Source organism: Pseudomonas sp. Ag1 (genome assembly GCF_000278565.1).
Lineage (GTDB): Bacteria > Pseudomonadota > Gammaproteobacteria > Pseudomonadales > Pseudomonadaceae > Aquipseudomonas.
The window spans coordinates 153,200-170,369 of record NZ_AKVH01000113.1; the positions used below are offsets into that span (position 1 = coordinate 153,200).

Consider the following 17,170-nt stretch of genomic DNA (forward strand, 5'->3'; position numbering starts at 1 on the left):
GAATACTTTATGCGAGTCGATACGACATCGGACTCACCGAGTTGGACAAAGGTCTTTGAAATCACCGACGAGCTAAATGGCCTGAGTGAGATTCTTGAAAAAAAGTATCCCACCCTCGACTGGGAACTGGCGGTCTGCATGCGATGCCTGCCGAAGAACCTGGAACGAAAAACATTTTGCCGTTATTACGCAAAAGACAAAATGTTCGGTCTGGATATCGCCATGGACGAGGAAGATTTTGTTCCACTGAAAAAAGACATAGCTGCTCAGCGCAAATTAATAGGTGCGGCATTCATTACATTTTTTGTTGAAAGTATTAAGAAATACGAGGAAAAACTCCCCAATCTGCAACCGGTATCGGCGCAACTAATTGCGGATGTACAGCAATGGTGTATTGAGAACGAGTGGACAGCTTGAAGCTCAACGATTGAGCAAGGATTGCCCACCCACAAAAAATGGGCACCCGACCCAGTCGGCGTGCCCATTTTTCATCCCGCGCTCACACTCGCATGTGCGTAGCGCGTTCTACATGACTTACGGATTGACGCTGTCTTTAAGCGACTTGCCTGGCTTGAACGCAACGGTGTTGCTCGCCTTGATTTTCACCGGCTCGCCGGTTTGCGGGTTTTTGCCGGTGCGGGCGCCGCGGTGGCGCTGCAGGAAGGTGCCGAAGCCCACCAGGGTGACGCTGTCCTTGCGATGCAGCGCGCCGGTGATTTCTTCGAGTACGGCGTTGAGTACGCGGTTGGCCTGTTCTTTGGTCAGGTCTGCTTTTTCTGCAATAGCGGCTGCGAGTTCTGGTTTACGCATAAGTGAAGCCTCTTTGACGGTTTTTTGTTGTTATGTCCGTGCTGCTCTCTATCGGAGCAGCGCCCAAGGCGCCGCAGGCTCTACTCTGCGGCAGACGGGAGTGAGGATGGCATGCCATCGGGGCCTGCGCCAGTCTCACGGCGACCTTTCTACGGTCAAAATGATGCTTATTCCGACAGAACGACCAGCATTTACGCCAGCAGCGGCGGAAGTTCTTTGTTGAGGGCCAGTTTTTCCATCACGGCCGTGCCGGTCAGGGCGTAGCCCAGCAGGCGCCCGCTGGCGTCGCGGCACAGGGCCTTGATGTCGCTGCCCTGCCCTTCGACGCTCCACACACCTTCGGTGCCCCGTGGCGGTGGCGAGACGACCAGCGGGCAGATCGGGGTTTTTACCGTGACGGGCATCGGACCGTAGCTGACGGCCGTCGCGTTACCCGCCAGGGTCTGGGCCAGGGCGCGGGCGCAGCTCATCAGGGGCATCACGTACAGCAGGTTCAGGCCATCGACCTCGGCGCAGTCGCCCAGGGCGTAGATGTTGGCGTGGGAGGTCTTGAGGTGGCGGTCGACCATGATCCCGCGGTTGATCTGCAACCCGGCGGCGGCGGCCAGGTCGACACGCGGGCGCAGGCCGATAGCAGACACCACCAGGTCACACTGGATCACTTCGCCATCAGACAAGTGGGCTTCCAGGCCGTCAGCGGTGCGCTGCAGGCGATTGAGCACCGGGCCCAGGTGGAAACGCGCCCCCAGGCCTTCCAGACCGGCCTGCACCGCTGCGGCGGCGGCCGGGTGCAGCAGGGTCGGCATGACTTGCTCGCACGGCGCCACCAGGTCGATCTCGTAGCCGCCGAGGATCAGGTCGTTGGCGAACTCGCAGCCGATCAGCCCGGCCCCCAGCAACAGCACCCGGCGTTTTCCGGCCGCAGCGGCACGAAAGCGTGCGTAGTCTTCGAGGTCGTTGATCGGGAAAATCAGCTCGGCGGCGTCGCCCTGTATCGGCACCCGCACGGTTTCTGCGCCCCAGGCCAGGATCAGGTCGCGATAGGCCACCGCTTCCTCACCGATCCACAAGCGCTTGTGGCCCGGGTCGATGCCGCTGATGCGGGTGTGGGTACGCACTTCGGCCTTCAGTTGCTCGGCCATGGCGCCCGGTTCAGCCATGCTCAGGCCATCGGCTTCCTTGTTCTTGCCAAAACCGGTGGAGAGCATGGGCTTGGAGTAGGAGCGCCCGTCATCTGCGGTGATCAGCAACAGCGGGGTTTCGCTATCGAGCTTGCGAAACTCCCGAGCCAGGTTGTAACCGGCCAAACCCGTGCCGACGATCACGACAGGTGCGTTCATTCCTTTCTCCTTGTAGTACGTTTCTTGAATTGCGATTTAAATCAGCAATCAGCCGATTTCGATCATTTCGAAATCCATTTTGCCCACGCCGCAGTCCGGGCACAGCCAGTCTTCGGGGACGTCCTGCCACAGGGTGCCCGGCGCGATGCCGTCATCCGGCCATCCGTCTTTCTCGTCGTAGATCAGGCCACAGACGACACATTGCCACTTCTTCATTACTTGTTTCCTCAGGTCCAGGCGCGTTGGCCGACGGTCGATAGATGCAACCTTGCCGTGCGGCTCAGGGCGTTTTGTACTGATCAGCAGGCGCAGATGCAAGCATGATCGACGCATGGGCCTGGCGCACTCCGGCAAAAGTCCAGGGCACCATGGTAAGCTCGCCGCCTCATTAACTGCCAATAATGACCCTCCGTGCCGCATTCAAACGCCCTTCCCGATGCTTGCCGATGGCTGACCCAGAGCCTTCTGAGCCCACTGCCCGCGCCGCTGACACTCAACTGGCTGTTCGATGAAGGTTCGCTGACCCGGCGCCTGACGCGCCTGTCCGACGATGGCTTCAGCGTGACGCCGTTGTTCGAAGGCTGGCAGCCACTGCGAGACGACGAATGCGCCACCCTGGACTTGCCCGCCGCCAGCATCGGCTGGGTGCGCGAGGTGTATTTGCGTGGCCATGGCCAGCCGTGGGTGTTTGCCCGCAGCGTGGCGGCCCGCAGCGCCTTGCAGGGCGACGGCTTGCACATGGATGAGTTGGGCAGCCGGTCTCTCGGGGAATTGCTGTTTTGTGACCACGCCTTCACGCGCCAGGCCATCGAGGTACGCCGCTACCCACGGGAATGGCTGCCCCCGGCGGACCAGGCCGATCACCTGTGGGCACGCCGCTCGCGCTTCGACCGCGGGCCGCTGAGCGTGCTGGTGGCCGAGATCTTCCTGCCCACCCTGTGGCAAGCCGTGCACGACCATCCGGAGCGTTTCTGATGTACCAGCGCCTGCTCAAATCCCTGAATCACCTGAACCCAAGGGCCTGGGACTTCATCCAGTTGACCCGCATGGACAAGCCCATCGGCATTTACCTGCTGCTATGGCCCACGCTGTGGGCGCTGTGGATAGCCGGCAAGGGTTCGCCATCGCTGCTCAATATCCTGATCTTCGTGCTCGGCGTGGTACTCACCCGGGCCGGCGGTTGCGTCATCAATGACTGGGCCGATCGCAAGGTCGACGGCCATGTGAAACGCACCGAGCAGCGCCCGCTGGTCAGCGGCAGGATCAGCTCGAAAGAGGCCCTGGTGTTCTTCGCGGTGCTGATGGTCATCAGTTTCCTGCTGGTGTTGCTGACCAACTCCATGACGATCTGGCTGTCCCTGGGCGGCCTCGCGCTGGCGGCCAGCTACCCGTTCATGAAGCGCTACACCTATTACCCGCAGGTGGTATTGGGCGCGGCGTTCTCGTGGGGCATGCCGATGGCGTTCACCGCCGAGACGGGCAGCCTGCCCGCCGCGGCATGGCTGTTGTACATCGCCAACCTGTTGTGGACGGTGGGTTACGACACGTACTACGCGATGACCGATCGCGACGATGACCTGAAAATCGGGGTCAAATCCACCGCGATTCTGTTCGGCGATGCCGACCGGGTGATCATCCTGACCCTGCAGGGCCTGGCACTGGTGTGCCTGTGGCTGGCGGGGATGCGTTTTGAGTTGGGCGGCTGGTTCCACCTGGGCTTGCTGGCGGCGGCCGGGTGTTTTGCCTGGGAGTTCTGGTACACCCGGGACAAGGACCGGCTCAAATGCTTCAAGGCGTTTTTGCACAACCACTGGGCCGGGTTGGCGATTTTTGTCGGGATTGTCGCGGACTACGGATTTCGGTGAGAGGCCAAGCCCCTCACCCTTATCCGGCTCACATCAAGGCTTGGCGACCTTCCACGCCCCGTCCATTTTGCCTTCGCCGGTCATGTCACCGGCCTTCTTGTCCATGATGAAGGTGTAGAGCGGCTTGCCGCTGTAGGCCCACTGGCTTTTCTGGTCGTCACGGGTGATCACGGTCCACTTGCCCATGGGCTTGTCGGTGGATTCTGCCATCAACGGCGGCCAGTTGGTGGCGCACTTGTCGTTGCACATGGATTTGCCATCAGCGTCCTTGGCAAAGGTGTAGAGGGTCATGCCGTTGTGGTCCACCAGCATCCCGTCCTTGGTCATCGCCGGGTCTGCCGCAAACGCCAGTGTCGGCAGCGTTAACGCGGCCGTTACCAGCAGGGCTTTCCAGGAAAAAGTACTGTGAGTCATGGGAACCTTCCTTTTGTGGTTGTCAGGATTCGGACCCAAAGCGTAGCCCAGAGAGGCAAGGATTGCCCAGGCGACTAAATTACTGTCACACGACTGCAATAATTCCGTTATCTAATGCGGCGCAAGACAGTTAAATGACAAGAGGATTTAGCATGGTTGGCAGGAGCATTCTGATCGTTGACGACGAAGCGCCCATTCGCGAGATGATCGCCGTTGCGTTGGAAATGGCCGGCTATGACTGCCTGGAGGCGGAGAACTCCCAGCAGGCCCATGCCATTATCGTCGACCGCAAGCCGGACCTGATCCTGCTGGACTGGATGCTGCCCGGCACCTCCGGCATCGAACTGGCCCGCCGCCTCAAGCGTGACGAGCTGACCGGGGATATCCCGATCATCATGCTCACCGCCAAGGGCGAAGAGGACAATAAGATCCAGGGCCTGGAAGTCGGCGCCGATGACTACATCACCAAGCCCTTTTCCCCACGGGAACTGGTCGCCCGTCTGAAAGCCGTTCTGCGCCGTGCCGGCCCCACCGATGGTGAAGCGCCTATCGAAGTCGACGGCCTGATCCTTGACCCGATCAGCCACCGCGTGACCATCGACGGCAAACCCGCCGAGATGGGCCCTACCGAATACCGCCTGCTGCAATTCTTCATGACCCACCAGGAGCGCGCCTACACCCGCGGCCAACTGCTGGACCAGGTCTGGGGCGGCAATGTGTATGTGGAAGAGCGCACCGTCGACGTGCATATCCGCCGCTTGCGCAAAGCCTTGGGCGACGCTTACGAGAATCTGGTACAAACCGTGCGCGGCACCGGCTACCGGTTTTCCACCAAAGGCTGAGCCAGCCCGAACTGCCCAGACAGCTGAAAGGACGCGTGTTTAAGTGAACCAAAACTGGCATGGCACCCTGATCCGCCACATGCTCCTGTTGATCACCGGCTGCCTGCTGGTGGGCCTGGTCAGCGGCTATTACGGCTGGAGCCTGGCCGTCGGCCTTGGCCTTTACCTGGGATGGACCCTCAAGCAACTGCTGCGCCTGCACGAATGGCTGCGCCAGCACAAACCCGACGAAGCACCACCCGACGGCTACGGCCTGTGGGGCGAGGTGTTCGACAGCATCTACCACTTGCAACGCCGCGACCAGCGTGTACGCGGGCGCCTGCAAGCGGTGATCGACCGGGTACAGGAGTCCACCGCCGCACTGAAAGACGCGGTGATCATGCTCGACAGCGACGGCAACCTGGAATGGTGGAACCGCGCCGCAGAGACCTTGCTGGGCCTCAAGACGCCCCAGGACAGCGGCCAGCCGGTGACCAACCTGGTGCGCCACCCGCGTTTCAAGGAGTATTTCGAGCAGGACAACTACGAAGAAGCCCTGGAAATCCCGTCACCGACCAACGACCGCGTGCGTATCCAGCTGTACCTGACGCGCTACGGCAATAACGAACACTTGATGCTGGTGCGCGATGTCACACGCATCCATCAGCTGGAACAGATGCGCAAGGACTTCGTCGCCAACGTCTCCCACGAACTGCGCACACCGCTGACAGTGATCTGCGGTTATCTGGAGACGCTGCTCGATAACGTCGAAGACGTGAACCCGCGCTGGACCCGTGCCCTGCAACAGATGCAGCAGCAAGGCTCGCGCATGCAAACCCTGCTTAACGACCTGCTGTTGCTGGCCAAGCTGGAAGCCACCGATTACCCCTCGGACAACCATCCGGTGCCGGTGCAAAGCCTGTTGCAGACGATCAAGAGCGACGCCCAGGCATTGTCCGGGCAGCGTGAACAGCAGATCACCCTTGAAGCCGACCCATCGATCCTGCTCAAGGGCAGTGAGGGCGAGTTGCGCAGCGCGTTTTCCAACCTGGTGTTCAACGCCGTCAAATACACCCAGGACAAAGGCAACATCCGCATCCGCTGGTGGGCCGACGACCAGGGCGCACACCTCAGCGTGCAGGACTCCGGGATGGGCATCGACGCCAAGCATTTGCCGCGCCTCACCGAGCGTTTCTACCGCGTCGACTCCAGCCGCAACTCCAACACCGGCGGCACCGGGCTCGGCCTGGCCATCGTCAAACATGTGCTGCTGCGCCATCGCGCGCGGCTGGAAATCAGTAGCGTGCTCGGCCACGGCAGTACCTTTACCTGCCATTTCCCGCCGGCCCAGGTGACACGTTCCCGGGTCCTTCATCAGGACGAGTGACCCTCCGCCCGGCAGCCGCCACTAGGCAAGCGCCCCGTCAGCCGCTACATTGGCGGACTTGCGCCTGCCTTTCAGGCCCACCTGCTCACCCTTTTCGATTAGACGGAACCCGCAAAACCCCATCATGGACCCTTCCCCTGGCATCACCCTCGCGACACTCTTCGCCGACTTCGGCATGATTCTTTTTGCACTGATCCTGGTACTGCTCAACGGCTTTTTCGTTGCGGCGGAATTTGCCATGGTCAAACTGCGCTCGACCCGGGTCGAGGCCATCGCCCACAAGAACGGCTGGCGCGGGCAGATCCTGCGCACCGTACACAGCCAGCTCGACGCCTATCTGTCGGCCTGCCAGTTGGGTATCACTCTCGCCTCCCTGGGCCTGGGCTGGGTCGGTGAGCCGGCCTTCGCGCACATCCTCGAGCCGTTGCTGGGCGCGATTGGTGTGCAGTCGCCGGAAGTGATCAAGGGCGTGTCGTTCTTTGCCGCCTTCTTCGTGATCTCTTACCTGCACATCGTGGTCGGTGAACTGGCGCCCAAGTCCTGGGCCATTCGCAAGCCCGAGTTGCTGTCGCTGTGGACCGCCGTGCCGCTGTACCTGTTCTACTGGGCCATGTACCCGGCGATCTACCTGCTCAACGCCAGTGCCAACGCCATCCTGCGCATCGCCGGCCAAGGCGAGCCTGGCCCGCACCACGAGCACCATTACAGCCGTGAAGAACTGAAACTGATCCTGCACTCCAGCCGTGGCCAGGACCCGAGCGACCAAGGCATGCGCGTGTTGGCCTCCGCCGTGGAAATGGGCGAGCTGGAAGTGGTGGACTGGGCCAACTCCCGGGAAGACCTGGTGACCCTGGACTTCAACGCACCGCTCAAGGAAATCCTGGCGCTGTTCCGTCGCCACAAGTTCAGCCGCTACCCGGTGTACGACGCCGTGCGCAACGAGTTCGTCGGCCTGCTGCACATCAAGGACCTGCTGCTGGAACTGGCGGCCCTGGACCACATTCCCGAGTCGTTCAACCTGGCCGAGCTGACCCGCCCGCTGGAACGCGTATCGCGCCATATGCCGCTGTCGCAACTGCTCGAGCAGTTCCGTAAAGGCGGCGCGCACTTCGCCCTGGTGGAAGAGGCCGACGGCAAGGTCATCGGCTACCTGACCATGGAAGACGTGCTGGAAGTACTGGTAGGCGACATCCAGGACGAACACCGCAAGGCCGAGCGCGGCATCCTCGCTTACCAGCCGGGCAAATTGCTGGTGCGTGGCGACACGCCGCTGTTCAAGGTGGAGCGCCTGCTGGGCGTCGACCTGGACCACATCGAGGCCGAAACCCTGGCCGGGCTGATCTACGACACCCTGAAACGGGTGCCGGAAGAGGAAGAAGTGCTGGAAGTCGAAGGCCTGCGCATCATCATCAAGAAGATGAAAGGGCCGAAGATCGTGTTGGCCAAGGTGCTATTGCTCGACTAGGGCACACCCCCTGTAGGAGCGAGCTTGCTCGCGAAGGACGTTAACAATAACGCTGGGACCCTGACACCCGGCAGCGCCCTCAGGTTTTTCGCGAGCAAGCTCGCTCCTACAAAAGCCTTACCGCGTGCCCAGCGCAAAGTTGGGCAACGCCTGCACCGGCTGGTTGAATTCATAGGGAATCGACACCAGCCCCGACGCCGTCGTGCGCTGCACCACAAAATGCAGATGCGGCCCGCTGCTGTTACCGGTATTGCCCGACAACGCCAGCGGACTGCCCACCGCCACTCGCTGCCCTTCCCTGACGCTGACCGACCCTTGCTTGAGGTGCAGGTACACGCCTTGCGTGCCGTCATCGTGCTGCACCCGCACGAAATTGCCCGATGGATCGCTGCCGCGCCCGCTCTGCTCATTCTCGGTTTTCAGTACGACACCGCCACGTGCCGCGATGATTGGCGTGCCTTCAGGCATGGCAATGTCCATCGCATAACGGCTTTTGAGCTCAGAGTGGCTGAAGGTACCGTTGGGGCCTTGGGTGAGACGGAACGGCCCGCCACGCCAGGGCAAGGGATAACGATAGGAAGCGGGTTGCGACGGATATACAGGCTTGGGAATCACCCGCTCCTGATACACAAACGCCTGCGCCCCGGGCGTGTACCGGTCGCTGAAGACCACAGCGCCGTCGGCGTCGATGGATTTGTAGAGGGTCATGGACATCGCCGGCATGACAACGGCGAACAGTCCACACAACAGCAGTGAGCGCACGAGCATCGGGTTGGCCTGCCAGGGACGACTGAATGGCAGGCTAACAAGGGATCATGACAGTGCTATGTGAACCTTCCACTGCCCCTGTGGCGAAGGAGCTTGCGTGGCGAGGGAGCTTGCTCCCGTTGGGGCGCGAAGCGCCCCTGATAAAGTCACTGCAGTTCTGCAGCCAACGGGAGCAAGCTCCCTCGCCACAGGTAAAGCGTTAACGCTGTCACGCACCCGGCACAAAATGCTTCTGTGCGGTCCCGCGGGCGATCAGCCGCGAAATGTAGTCAAGCTTCTGCGCATCCTGGTCGATAAACCGGAAGGTCAGTTGCAGCCAGTCACTGTCGGGCTTGGGCTCGTAGGCCACCACGGCATGCAGGTAGCCATTCAGACGCGCCACTTCAGCGTTCTCACCCTGCTCCAGGTCGAGCACGGCGCTTTCCAGTACCTGAGGCAGGATTTCACCACGACGCACCACCAGCAGCGCCTCCTTGATACTCAGGGCCTTGATCACACACTGCTGGGTGCCACTGGACAAGCGCAGCTGGCCCTGGCCACGACCGCTGGCAGGCGACGCTGCCGCAGCCACCTGCACCGGCGGGCTGTTGAGCAGGCCTTTGCTGGGCGCGGCCACCGGGGCCGGCTTGACTGCGTCAGGCTTGCCACCAGTGAGGGCGCTGAGGGAATCGTTACCGAACGCCGAGTTCATCTTGGTCGGTGCGCTGGCGATCAGCGCGTCGAGGCGGCCAATCTTGTTCAGTGCCTGCTTGACCTTGTTCAGCAACTGCTCGTTGGTGAATGGCTTGCTGACGTAGCCGGAAACCCCGGCCTGGATCGCCTGCACCACGTTTTCCTTGTCGCCACGGCTGGTCACCATGACGAAAGGCATGGCTTTGAGATGAGGCTGTTCACGGCACCAGGTCAACAGTTCCAGGCCGGACATTTCCGGCATTTCCCAGTCGCACAGCACCATGTCGAAGGTTTCGCGCATCAGGATGGCCTGGGCCTTTTTGCCGTTCACCGCATCTTCGATCTTGATCCCCGGGAAGTAGTTACGCAGGCACTTCTTCACCAGGTCGCGAATAAACGAGGCGTCATCCACCACCAATACACTGACTTTGCTCATCGACCCTTCATCCTATAAAAACCCCGGCAAGCATAACGCTTCGCTGATGGCGTTTTGCCAAAAATTCCAACACCACAAACGAAAACGCCCGACCAAAGGCCGGGCGTTTATTTCTCGGGCAATCTTACTTATCGTCAGGAACGCCCGGAACATTAGGGATTTGATCGGTCGTACCTTCAACTTCTGCTTTCATCCGCTTGAGGCCCATGTGCCGCACGTCAGTACCCCGCACCAGGTAAATCACCAGTTCCGAGATGTTGCGTGCGTGGTCGCCGATGCGTTCCAGCGAACGCAGTACCCAGATGATGCTCAATACCCGCGAGATAGAGCGCGGGTCTTCCATCATGTAGGTCGCCAGTTCGCGCAGCGCCGTCTTGTATTCGCGGTCGATGGTCTTGTCGTATTGGGCCACCGACAACGCCAGCTCGGCGTCGAAACGGGCAAACGCGTCGAGGGCGTCGCGAACCATGTTGCGCACCTGGTCACCGATGTGGCGCACTTCGACATAACCACGCGGCGCTTCGCCTTCCTCACACAACTGGATGGCGCGGCGGGCGATCTTGGTGGCTTCGTCACCGATGCGCTCCAGGTCGATCACCGACTTGGAGATGCTGATGATCAAACGCAGGTCGGACGCCGCCGGCTGACGACGGGCCAGGATGCGCAGGCATTCTTCGTCGATGTTGCGTTCCATCTGGTTGATCTGGTCATCGATCTCGCGCACTTGCTGGGCCAGGCCCGAGTCGGCCTCGATCAGCGCGGTGACGGCGTCGTTGACTTGCTTCTCCACCAGCCCGCCCATGGCCAGGAGGTGGCTGCGCACCTCCTCAAGCTCGGCGTTGAACTGCGCGGAGATGTGATGGGTAAGGCCTTCTTTGCTAATCATGTAGGCGTCCTTGGAACGTCCAGTAAGGTGCGGTCGACCGCAGCATCAGTTCAGTGAGCAACCAGCCACCTGCTAGCCGTAGCGACCGGTGATGTAGTCTTCGGTCTGCTTCTTCGCCGGGTTGGTGAACAGGGTATCGGTGTCGCCAAATTCCACCAGCTTGCCCATGTACATGAACGCGGTGTAGTCGGAAACCCGCGCCGCCTGTTGCATGTTGTGGGTCACGATGACGATGGTGAACTTGGATTTGAGTTCGTAGATCAGCTCTTCGACTTTCAACGTGGAGATGGGGTCGAGTGCCGAGCACGGTTCATCGAGCAGCAGCACTTCCGGCTCCACGGCGATGGTGCGGGCGATCACCAGGCGTTGCTGCTGGCCGCCGGACAAACCGAGGGCCGACTCGTGCAGGCGGTCCTTGACCTCGTCCCACAGCGCCGCGCCTTTCAGTGCCCACTCAACGGCTTCGTCGAGGACGCGCTTTTTGTTGATGCCCTGGATGCGCAGGCCGTAGACCACGTTTTCGTAGATGGTCTTGGGAAACGGGTTGGGCTTCTGGAACACCATGCCCACCCGGCGCCGCAGCTCGGCCACGTCTTCGCCCTTGCGGTAGATGTTGGTGCCGTACAGGTTGATCGCGCCCTCGACGCGGCAGCCGTCCACCAGATCGTTCATCCGGTTGAAGGTGCGCAGCAGGGTCGACTTGCCGCAACCGGACGGGCCGATGAAGGCGGTCACGCGCTGCTTCGGAATGTTCATGCTGACGTCGTACAGCGCCTGCTTGTCGCCGTAGTACAGGCTCAGGCCCGGTACTTCGATGGCCACGGTTTCCTGGGCCAGGCTCAGGCTCTGCTTGTCGCGACCCAGGGCTGACATGTTGATGCCGTGGGAATGGGTTTCATGTTGCATGGGATGCTCCCTGTGCTACCAATTCGTTTTGTGGGAGCGGGCTTGCTCGCGAAGGCGTCAGGTCAGTTGACCCATGTATGACTGATACACCGCATTCGCGAGCAAGCCCGCTCCCACATTTAGTCCGCGTTCACTTCAATTAACTGTCCAGCGCTTTGTATTTTTCGCGCAGGTGGTTACGAATCCACACCGCCGACAAGTTGAGCGTGGCGATCACCAGCACCAGCAGCAAGGCGGTGGCGTACACCAGCGGCCGCGCGGCTTCGACGTTGGGGCTCTGGAAGCCGACGTCATAGATATGGAAGCCCAGGTGCATGATCTTCTGGTCCAGATGCAGGTACGGGTAGTTGCCGTCCACCGGCAGTGACGGCGCCAGTTTCACCACACCCACCAGCATCAGCGGCGCCACTTCACCCGCGGCGCGGGCCACGGCGAGGATCATGCCGGTCATCATCGCCGGGCTGGCCATCGGCAGCACGATCTTCCACAGCGTTTCCGCCTTGGTCGCGCCCAGTGCCAAAGAACCTTCACGTACGGTGCGAGGAATCCGCGCCAGGCCTTCTTCAGTGGCCACGATCACCACCGGCACTGCCAGCAGCGCCAGGGTCAGGGATGCCCAGAGCAGGCCAGGCGTACCGAAGGTCGGTGCCGGCAAGGCCTCGGCGAAGAACAGCCGGTCAACCGAGCCGCCCAGTACGTACACAAAGAAGCCAAGGCCGAACACGCCGTAAACGATGGCGGGTACACCGGCCAGGTTGTTCACCGCGATGCGGATGATCCGCGTCAGGGTGTTCTGCTTGGCGTATTCACGCAGGTACACCGCCGCCAGCACGCCGAACGGGGTCACGATCATCGCCATGATCAGGGTCATCATCACGGTGCCGAAGATCGCCGGGAAAATCCCGCCTTCGGTGTTGGCTTCCCGTGGATCGTCGCTGAGGAATTCCCAGACCTTGCTGAAGTAGAAACCAACCTTGGTCATGTAGCCCATGGCGTTCGGCTGGTAAGCGTGCACCACCTTGCCAATGCCGATTTCGATTTCTTTGCCGTTGGCATCGCGGGCGGTCAGGCTGTCGCGGTTGAACTGGGTGTGCAGGTCGGCCAAGCGGGCTTCGATATCCTTGTAGCGGTTGTTCAGTTCGGCGCGGCCGCTGTCCATGTCGGCCTGGGCGGTGGCGTCCAGCTTGCCTTCCAGCTCCAGTTTGCGACCGTGCAGGCGGATGCGTTCGAGGCCGGCGTTGATGGCGCCGATGTCGGACTTCTCGAGGGTCTTGAGCTGGGCCGCGAGCTTGTTGACGCGGTCTACGCGGGCTTGCAGTTCCGGCCAGGCCGCCTCGCCTTCGGCGATCACCTTGCCGTCCTGCTTGACGTTGACCAGGGTGCCGTAGAAGTTGCCCCACTCACGACGCTCGATGGCCATCAACTCGACCGGCTTGGTCTGGTTGGTCAGCCACTCGCCGACGATCCAGGTGAAGTCATTGCCGTTCAAGTCACGGTTGCCGACCTTGATCAGCTCGCGGGTCATGAACTCCGGGCCTTGGTCCGGCACCGGCAAGCCAGCGCTTTTCAGGCGCTCGCGGGGCACTTCTTCTTTCTGCACCACTTCGCCGACGACGATGTGATTTTCCTGGCCCGGCACGTTGTAGTTGGCCTGGATCAGGTCGGCCGGCCAGAAGTGGCCCAGGCCACGCACGGCAATCACGGCCAGCAAACCAATGGTCATGATGACCGCGATGGACACCGCGCCACCGCTGATCCAGACGCCCGGGGCGCCGCTCTTGAACCATCCATTCAGGGAGTTCTGTTTCACAGACTTCTACCTTTCTTAAAGCGACGAGTATTTCTTGCGCAGACGCTGACGAATCAGCTCGGCGAGGGTGTTCATGATGAAGGTGAACAGCAGCAGCACCAGCGCCGAGAGGAACAGCACGCGGTAGTGGCTGCCGCCGACTTCCGATTCGGGCATTTCCACCGCGACGTTGGCTGCCAGGGTGCGCAGGCCTTCAAACAGGTTCATCTCCATCACCGGCGTGTTGCCGGTGGCCATCAGCACGATCATGGTTTCACCGACCGCGCGGCCCATGCCGATCATCAGCGCCGAGAAGATGCCTGGGCTGGCGGTCAGGATCACGACGCGGGTCATGGTCTGCCATGGCGTGGCGCCCAGGGCCAGGGAGCCCAGGGTCAGGCCGCGCGGCACGCTGAACACGGCGTCTTCGGCGATGGAGTAGATGTTCGGGATCACCGCGAAACCCATGGCCAGGCCGACTACCAGGGCGTTGCGCTGGTCGTAGGTGATGCCCAGGTCGTGGGAGATCCACATGCGCATGTCGCCGCCGAAGAACCAGGTTTCCAGGTACGGGCTCATGTACAACGAGAGCCAGCCCACAAACAGGATGACCGGGATCAGGATCGCGCTTTCCCAGCCATCCGGGACCCGCAGGCGGATCGACTCAGGCAGGCGGCTGAAGACGAAGCCGGCCACCAGGATGCCGATCGGCAGCAGCATCAGCAGGCTGAAAATCCCCGGCAAATGCCCTTCGACATACGGCGCCAGGAACAGGCCGGCGAAGAAGCCGAGGATCACCGTCGGCATCGCTTCCATCAATTCGATCACCGGCTTGACCTTGCGGCGCAGGCTCGGGGCCATGAAGTAAGCGGTGTAGATCGCAGCGGCAACGGCCAGTGGCGCGGCCAGCAGCATGGCGTAGAACGCGGCCTTCAGGGTACCGAAGGTCAGGGGCGCCAGGCTCATCTTGGGTTCGAAGTCGGTGTTGGCGGCGGTCGATTGCCAGACGTATTTAGGTTCGTCGTAGTTTTCGTACCAGACCTTGCTCCACAGCGCGCTCCAGGAAACTTCCGGGTGCGGGTTGTCCAGCAGCAGCGGTTGCAGCTTGCCGCCGGCCTCGACGATCACCCGGTTGGCCCGTGGCGACATGCCGAAGATACCGTTGCCGTCGACCACCTGGTCCACCAGCAACGTACGGTGGGCAGTGCTGTGGAACACACCGAACTTGCCGGAAGCGTCGAGGGCGGTGAAGCCTTTGCGACGTTCTTCAGCAGTGATTTCAACGATAGGCGCGGTGCCCATCTGGAAGGTACGGATCTGCTTCAGGCGTTGTTCGCCGTCCGGGTCGCGGGCCATGAACCACTGCGCCAGGCCACCGCTGGAGTTACCGATGATCAGCGAGATGCCGCCCACCAGCTGGGTGCTGGCCGTGACTTGCGCCACGCCGTCTTCCAATAACTTGTAGCGACCGTTGAGGCTCTTGTCCCGCAGGCTGAAAACGTCGGCCTGGGCGCGACCGTTGATCACGTACAGCCACTGCTGGCGCGGATCAACGAAGATGGCTTTGACCGGCTCGGTCATTTGCGGCAGCTCGATGCGTTTCTGCTCGGTGGTGACTTCCTCGGTCATCATGTTTTCTTCACGGCTGATGGACAGCACGTTCAGATGGGCACCACTGGAACCGGCCACCACCAGCGTCGAGTCGGTCGCGTTCAAGGCGACATGCTCAAGGGAGCGGCCCTGTTCGTCGAGGACGATTGGTGTTTCGCCGTAAGGGTATTCGACGGCGGGCGAGATGGTCTTCTTGCCGTCCGGGTACGACACTTTATAGGTGTGGCGGAACACCAGGGACTGGCCGTTGGACAGGCCCAGGATCACCAGCGGGCTGCCGGGCTGGTCTTCACCAATGGAGGCGACTGTCACGCCCGCCGGCAACGGCAGGTCAACGCGCTTGAGTTCGGCACCCGTGTCAACGTTGAAGAACAGCGCCTGGCCCTTGTCGGAAACCCGCATGGCGACCTGGTTCTGTTCTTCCATGGAGATCATCAGCGGCTTGCCGGCGTCCTGCAGCCAGGCAGGCGCGAGGGCCTCTTCCTTGGTCAGGTTGGCGCCGTGGAACAGCGGCGCGACCACGTAGGCGAGGAAGAAGAAGATCAAGGTGATCGCGCCCAGGACGGCAAGGCCGCCCACCAGCACGTACCAACGGGTCAGGCGATCCTTGAGCGCGCGAATGCGGCGCTTGCGTTGCAGCTCAGGCGTATTGAAATCAATGCGCTTGGGGGGAGAAGTCGTCGTCATGGTGGAATTGGCCAGATCATTCATGCGCACACCCTAGCGATCCTGTATGACAGAAAGATGACAATGCAGTGACGCAAGAAATCCGCCGCGTAGCAGGGCTGGCAGCGGATTAAAAAATGGGAGGCGAGGTCCAGGTCTTACAGACCCCGCCCGGGCCTTGAACCGTGGGTAAACCGCGGTTCAAGGCAGGTTTACCGGCGGCTTATTTGCCACCTTCTTTCAGGCCCAGGTCAGCCAGTGCCTTGGCGGCAACTTTGGCTGGCAGCGGGATGTAGCCGTCTTTCACTACCACTTCCTGGCCCTGTTTGGACAGAACCAGCTTCACGAACTCGGCTTCCAGCGGGGCCAGAGGCTTGTTCGGGGCTTTGTTGACGTAGACGTAGAGGAAGCGCGACAGCGGGTATTTGCCGTTCAGGGCGTTTTCTTCGCTGTCTTCGATGAAGTCAGTGCTGCCTTTCTTGGCCAGGGCCACGGTTTTCACGCTGGCGGTTTTGTAACCGATGCCCGAGTAACCGATGCCGTTCAGCGAGGAGCTGATGGACTGCACAACCGACGCCGAACCAGGTTGTTCGTTCACGTTAGGCTTGTAGTCGCCTTTGCACAGGGCTTCTTCCTTGAAGTAGCCGTAGGTGCCGGATACCGAGTTGCGACCGAACAGTTGCACTGGCTTGTTGGCCAGGTCGCCGGTCACGCCCAGGTCGCCCCAGGTCTTGACGTCAGCTTTGGCGCCGCACAGACGAGTCGAGGAGAAGATCGCGTCGACTTGCTCCATGGTCAGGTGCTGGATCGGGTTGTCCTTGTGCACGAACACGGCCAGGGCATCCACGGCAACCGGGATCGCGGTTGGCTTGTAGCCGTACTTCTGCTCGAAGGCAGCCAGTTCGGTGTCCTTCATCTTGCGGCTCATCGGGCCCAGGTTGGAGGTGCCTTCAGTCAGTGCAGGAGGTGCAGTGGCGGAGCCGGCGGCCTGAATCTGGATGTTGACGTTCGGGTATTCCTTTTTGTAACCCTCAGCCCACAGGGTCATCAGGTTTGCCAGGGTATCGGAACCAACGCTGGACAGGTTGCCCGACACACCAGTGGTCTTCACGTAAGCCGGAATCGCCGGGTCAACACCAGCGGCTACCGCGTTAGCGGTCGCAACGCCAGCAGCGACAAAAGTCATTGCCGCCATCAAACGTTTCAGTTTCATGCCTTGCTCCTAGCAGATAGGGATAGTTGGATCGGGGCCAAGTATCGGTAGGCCGTGTGAACACTCTATGTCTGGAATATGACAATTAGATGAAAGGCCAGCATTTATGAAAAAGCTGACA

At 61.1% G+C, this 17,170-nt stretch carries 17 protein-coding genes; 6 read left to right on the plus strand and 11 right to left on the minus strand.

The genetic code is table 11. The features are described from left to right. Nucleotides 1–9: 9 nt before the first annotated feature. Nucleotides 10–417, plus strand: a complete 408-nt coding sequence (locus A462_RS01115; protein WP_008439470.1) for a hypothetical protein — start codon at nucleotides 10–12, stop codon at nucleotides 415–417. A 117-nt stretch (nucleotides 418–534) separates the two neighbouring features. Here A462_RS01115 and A462_RS01110 read toward each other — a convergent pair whose 3' ends face one another. The 3 genes from A462_RS01110 to A462_RS01100 form a co-directional block, all read right to left on the minus strand. Next, nucleotides 535–810 carry an HU family DNA-binding protein gene (locus tag A462_RS01110; protein WP_003213368.1) on the minus strand — a complete coding sequence of 92 codons (276 nt, stop codon included), beginning with the start codon at nucleotides 808–810 and terminating at the stop codon, nucleotides 535–537. A gap of 191 nt (nucleotides 811–1,001) precedes the next feature. After that, complete coding sequence (locus tag A462_RS01105) at nucleotides 1,002–2,150, minus strand: NAD(P)/FAD-dependent oxidoreductase (protein ID WP_008439471.1); 1,149 nt, start codon at nucleotides 2,148–2,150, stop codon at nucleotides 1,002–1,004. 48 nt (nucleotides 2,151–2,198) lie between these two features. Beyond that, a complete protein-coding gene (locus A462_RS01100) occupies nucleotides 2,199–2,366 on the minus strand; it encodes a rubredoxin (protein WP_003213373.1) in 168 nt (55 codons plus the stop codon). Nucleotides 2,367–2,561: 195 nt separating this feature from the next. Here A462_RS01100 and A462_RS01095 point away from each other — a divergent pair, with 195 nt between their 5' ends. Both A462_RS01095 and ubiA read left to right on the plus strand, forming a co-directional pair. Continuing rightward, on the plus strand, nucleotides 2,562–3,125 hold the full coding sequence (locus A462_RS01095; RefSeq protein ID WP_008439472.1) for a chorismate--pyruvate lyase family protein: 564 nt from the start codon (nucleotides 2,562–2,564) through the stop codon (nucleotides 3,123–3,125). Beyond that, the gene (ubiA, locus tag A462_RS01090) at nucleotides 3,125–4,015 is read left to right on the plus strand and encodes a 4-hydroxybenzoate octaprenyltransferase (RefSeq protein ID WP_003213378.1); all 891 of its coding nucleotides are present in this window, start codon (nucleotides 3,125–3,127) and stop codon (nucleotides 4,013–4,015) included. The genes A462_RS01095 and ubiA overlap by 1 nt, the downstream gene beginning before the upstream one ends. A 33-nt stretch (nucleotides 4,016–4,048) precedes the next feature. On the opposite strand, the gene A462_RS01085 is transcribed toward ubiA, so the two are convergent. After that, the gene (locus A462_RS01085; RefSeq protein ID WP_003213380.1) at nucleotides 4,049–4,429 is read right to left on the minus strand and encodes a COG4315 family predicted lipoprotein; all 381 of its coding nucleotides are present in this window, start codon (nucleotides 4,427–4,429) and stop codon (nucleotides 4,049–4,051) included. Nucleotides 4,430–4,581: 152 nt separating this feature from the next. Here A462_RS01085 and phoB point away from each other — a divergent pair, with 152 nt between their 5' ends. From phoB to A462_RS01070, 3 genes are all read left to right on the plus strand, one after another. After that, nucleotides 4,582–5,271 carry a phosphate regulon transcriptional regulator PhoB gene (gene phoB / locus A462_RS01080; protein ID WP_003195617.1) on the plus strand — a complete coding sequence of 230 codons (690 nt, stop codon included), beginning with the start codon at nucleotides 4,582–4,584 and terminating at the stop codon, nucleotides 5,269–5,271. Between the two features lie 43 nt (nucleotides 5,272–5,314). Next, entirely contained in the window at nucleotides 5,315–6,637 is a 1,323-nt protein-coding gene (phoR, locus tag A462_RS01075) for a phosphate regulon sensor histidine kinase PhoR (protein WP_008439473.1), read from the plus strand. 124 nt (nucleotides 6,638–6,761) lie between these two features. Next, the gene (locus tag A462_RS01070; RefSeq protein WP_003213385.1) at nucleotides 6,762–8,102 is read left to right on the plus strand and encodes a hemolysin family protein; all 1,341 of its coding nucleotides are present in this window, start codon (nucleotides 6,762–6,764) and stop codon (nucleotides 8,100–8,102) included. A 117-nt stretch (nucleotides 8,103–8,219) separates the two neighbouring features. Here the strand turns inward: A462_RS01070 and A462_RS01065 are convergent, their stop codons facing one another. The 7 genes from A462_RS01065 to A462_RS01035 all read right to left on the minus strand — a co-directional run bounded on the left by A462_RS01065 (nucleotide 8,220) and on the right by A462_RS01035 (nucleotide 17,049). After that, a complete protein-coding gene (locus A462_RS01065; RefSeq protein ID WP_008439474.1) occupies nucleotides 8,220–8,870 on the minus strand; it encodes a M23 family metallopeptidase in 651 nt (216 codons plus the stop codon). A 208-nt stretch (nucleotides 8,871–9,078) separates the two neighbouring features. Further along, complete coding sequence (locus A462_RS01060; protein WP_003213389.1) at nucleotides 9,079–9,978, minus strand: response regulator; 900 nt, start codon at nucleotides 9,976–9,978, stop codon at nucleotides 9,079–9,081. A 124-nt stretch (nucleotides 9,979–10,102) separates the two neighbouring features. After that, nucleotides 10,103–10,864, minus strand: a complete 762-nt coding sequence (gene phoU, locus A462_RS01055; protein WP_003213392.1) for a phosphate signaling complex protein PhoU — start codon at nucleotides 10,862–10,864, stop codon at nucleotides 10,103–10,105. 72 nt (nucleotides 10,865–10,936) lie between these two features. Beyond that, on the minus strand, nucleotides 10,937–11,770 hold the full coding sequence (gene pstB / locus A462_RS01050) for a phosphate ABC transporter ATP-binding protein PstB (RefSeq protein ID WP_003213395.1): 834 nt from the start codon (nucleotides 11,768–11,770) through the stop codon (nucleotides 10,937–10,939). A 139-nt stretch (nucleotides 11,771–11,909) separates the two neighbouring features. After that, nucleotides 11,910–13,580, minus strand: coding sequence for a phosphate ABC transporter permease PstA (pstA, locus tag A462_RS01045; protein WP_008439475.1), 1,671 nt, complete (start codon nucleotides 13,578–13,580; stop codon nucleotides 11,910–11,912). 15 nt (nucleotides 13,581–13,595) lie between these two features. Continuing rightward, on the minus strand, nucleotides 13,596–15,629 hold the full coding sequence (locus A462_RS01040) for an ABC transporter permease subunit (RefSeq protein ID WP_173406109.1): 2,034 nt from the start codon (nucleotides 15,627–15,629) through the stop codon (nucleotides 13,596–13,598). Nucleotides 15,630–16,059: 430 nt separating this feature from the next. Further along, nucleotides 16,060–17,049: a phosphate ABC transporter substrate-binding protein PstS gene (locus A462_RS01035; RefSeq protein WP_003213401.1), complete on the minus strand. Its 990-nt coding sequence runs from the start codon at nucleotides 17,047–17,049 to the stop codon at nucleotides 16,060–16,062. Between the last annotated feature and the right edge of the window lie 121 nt (nucleotides 17,050–17,170).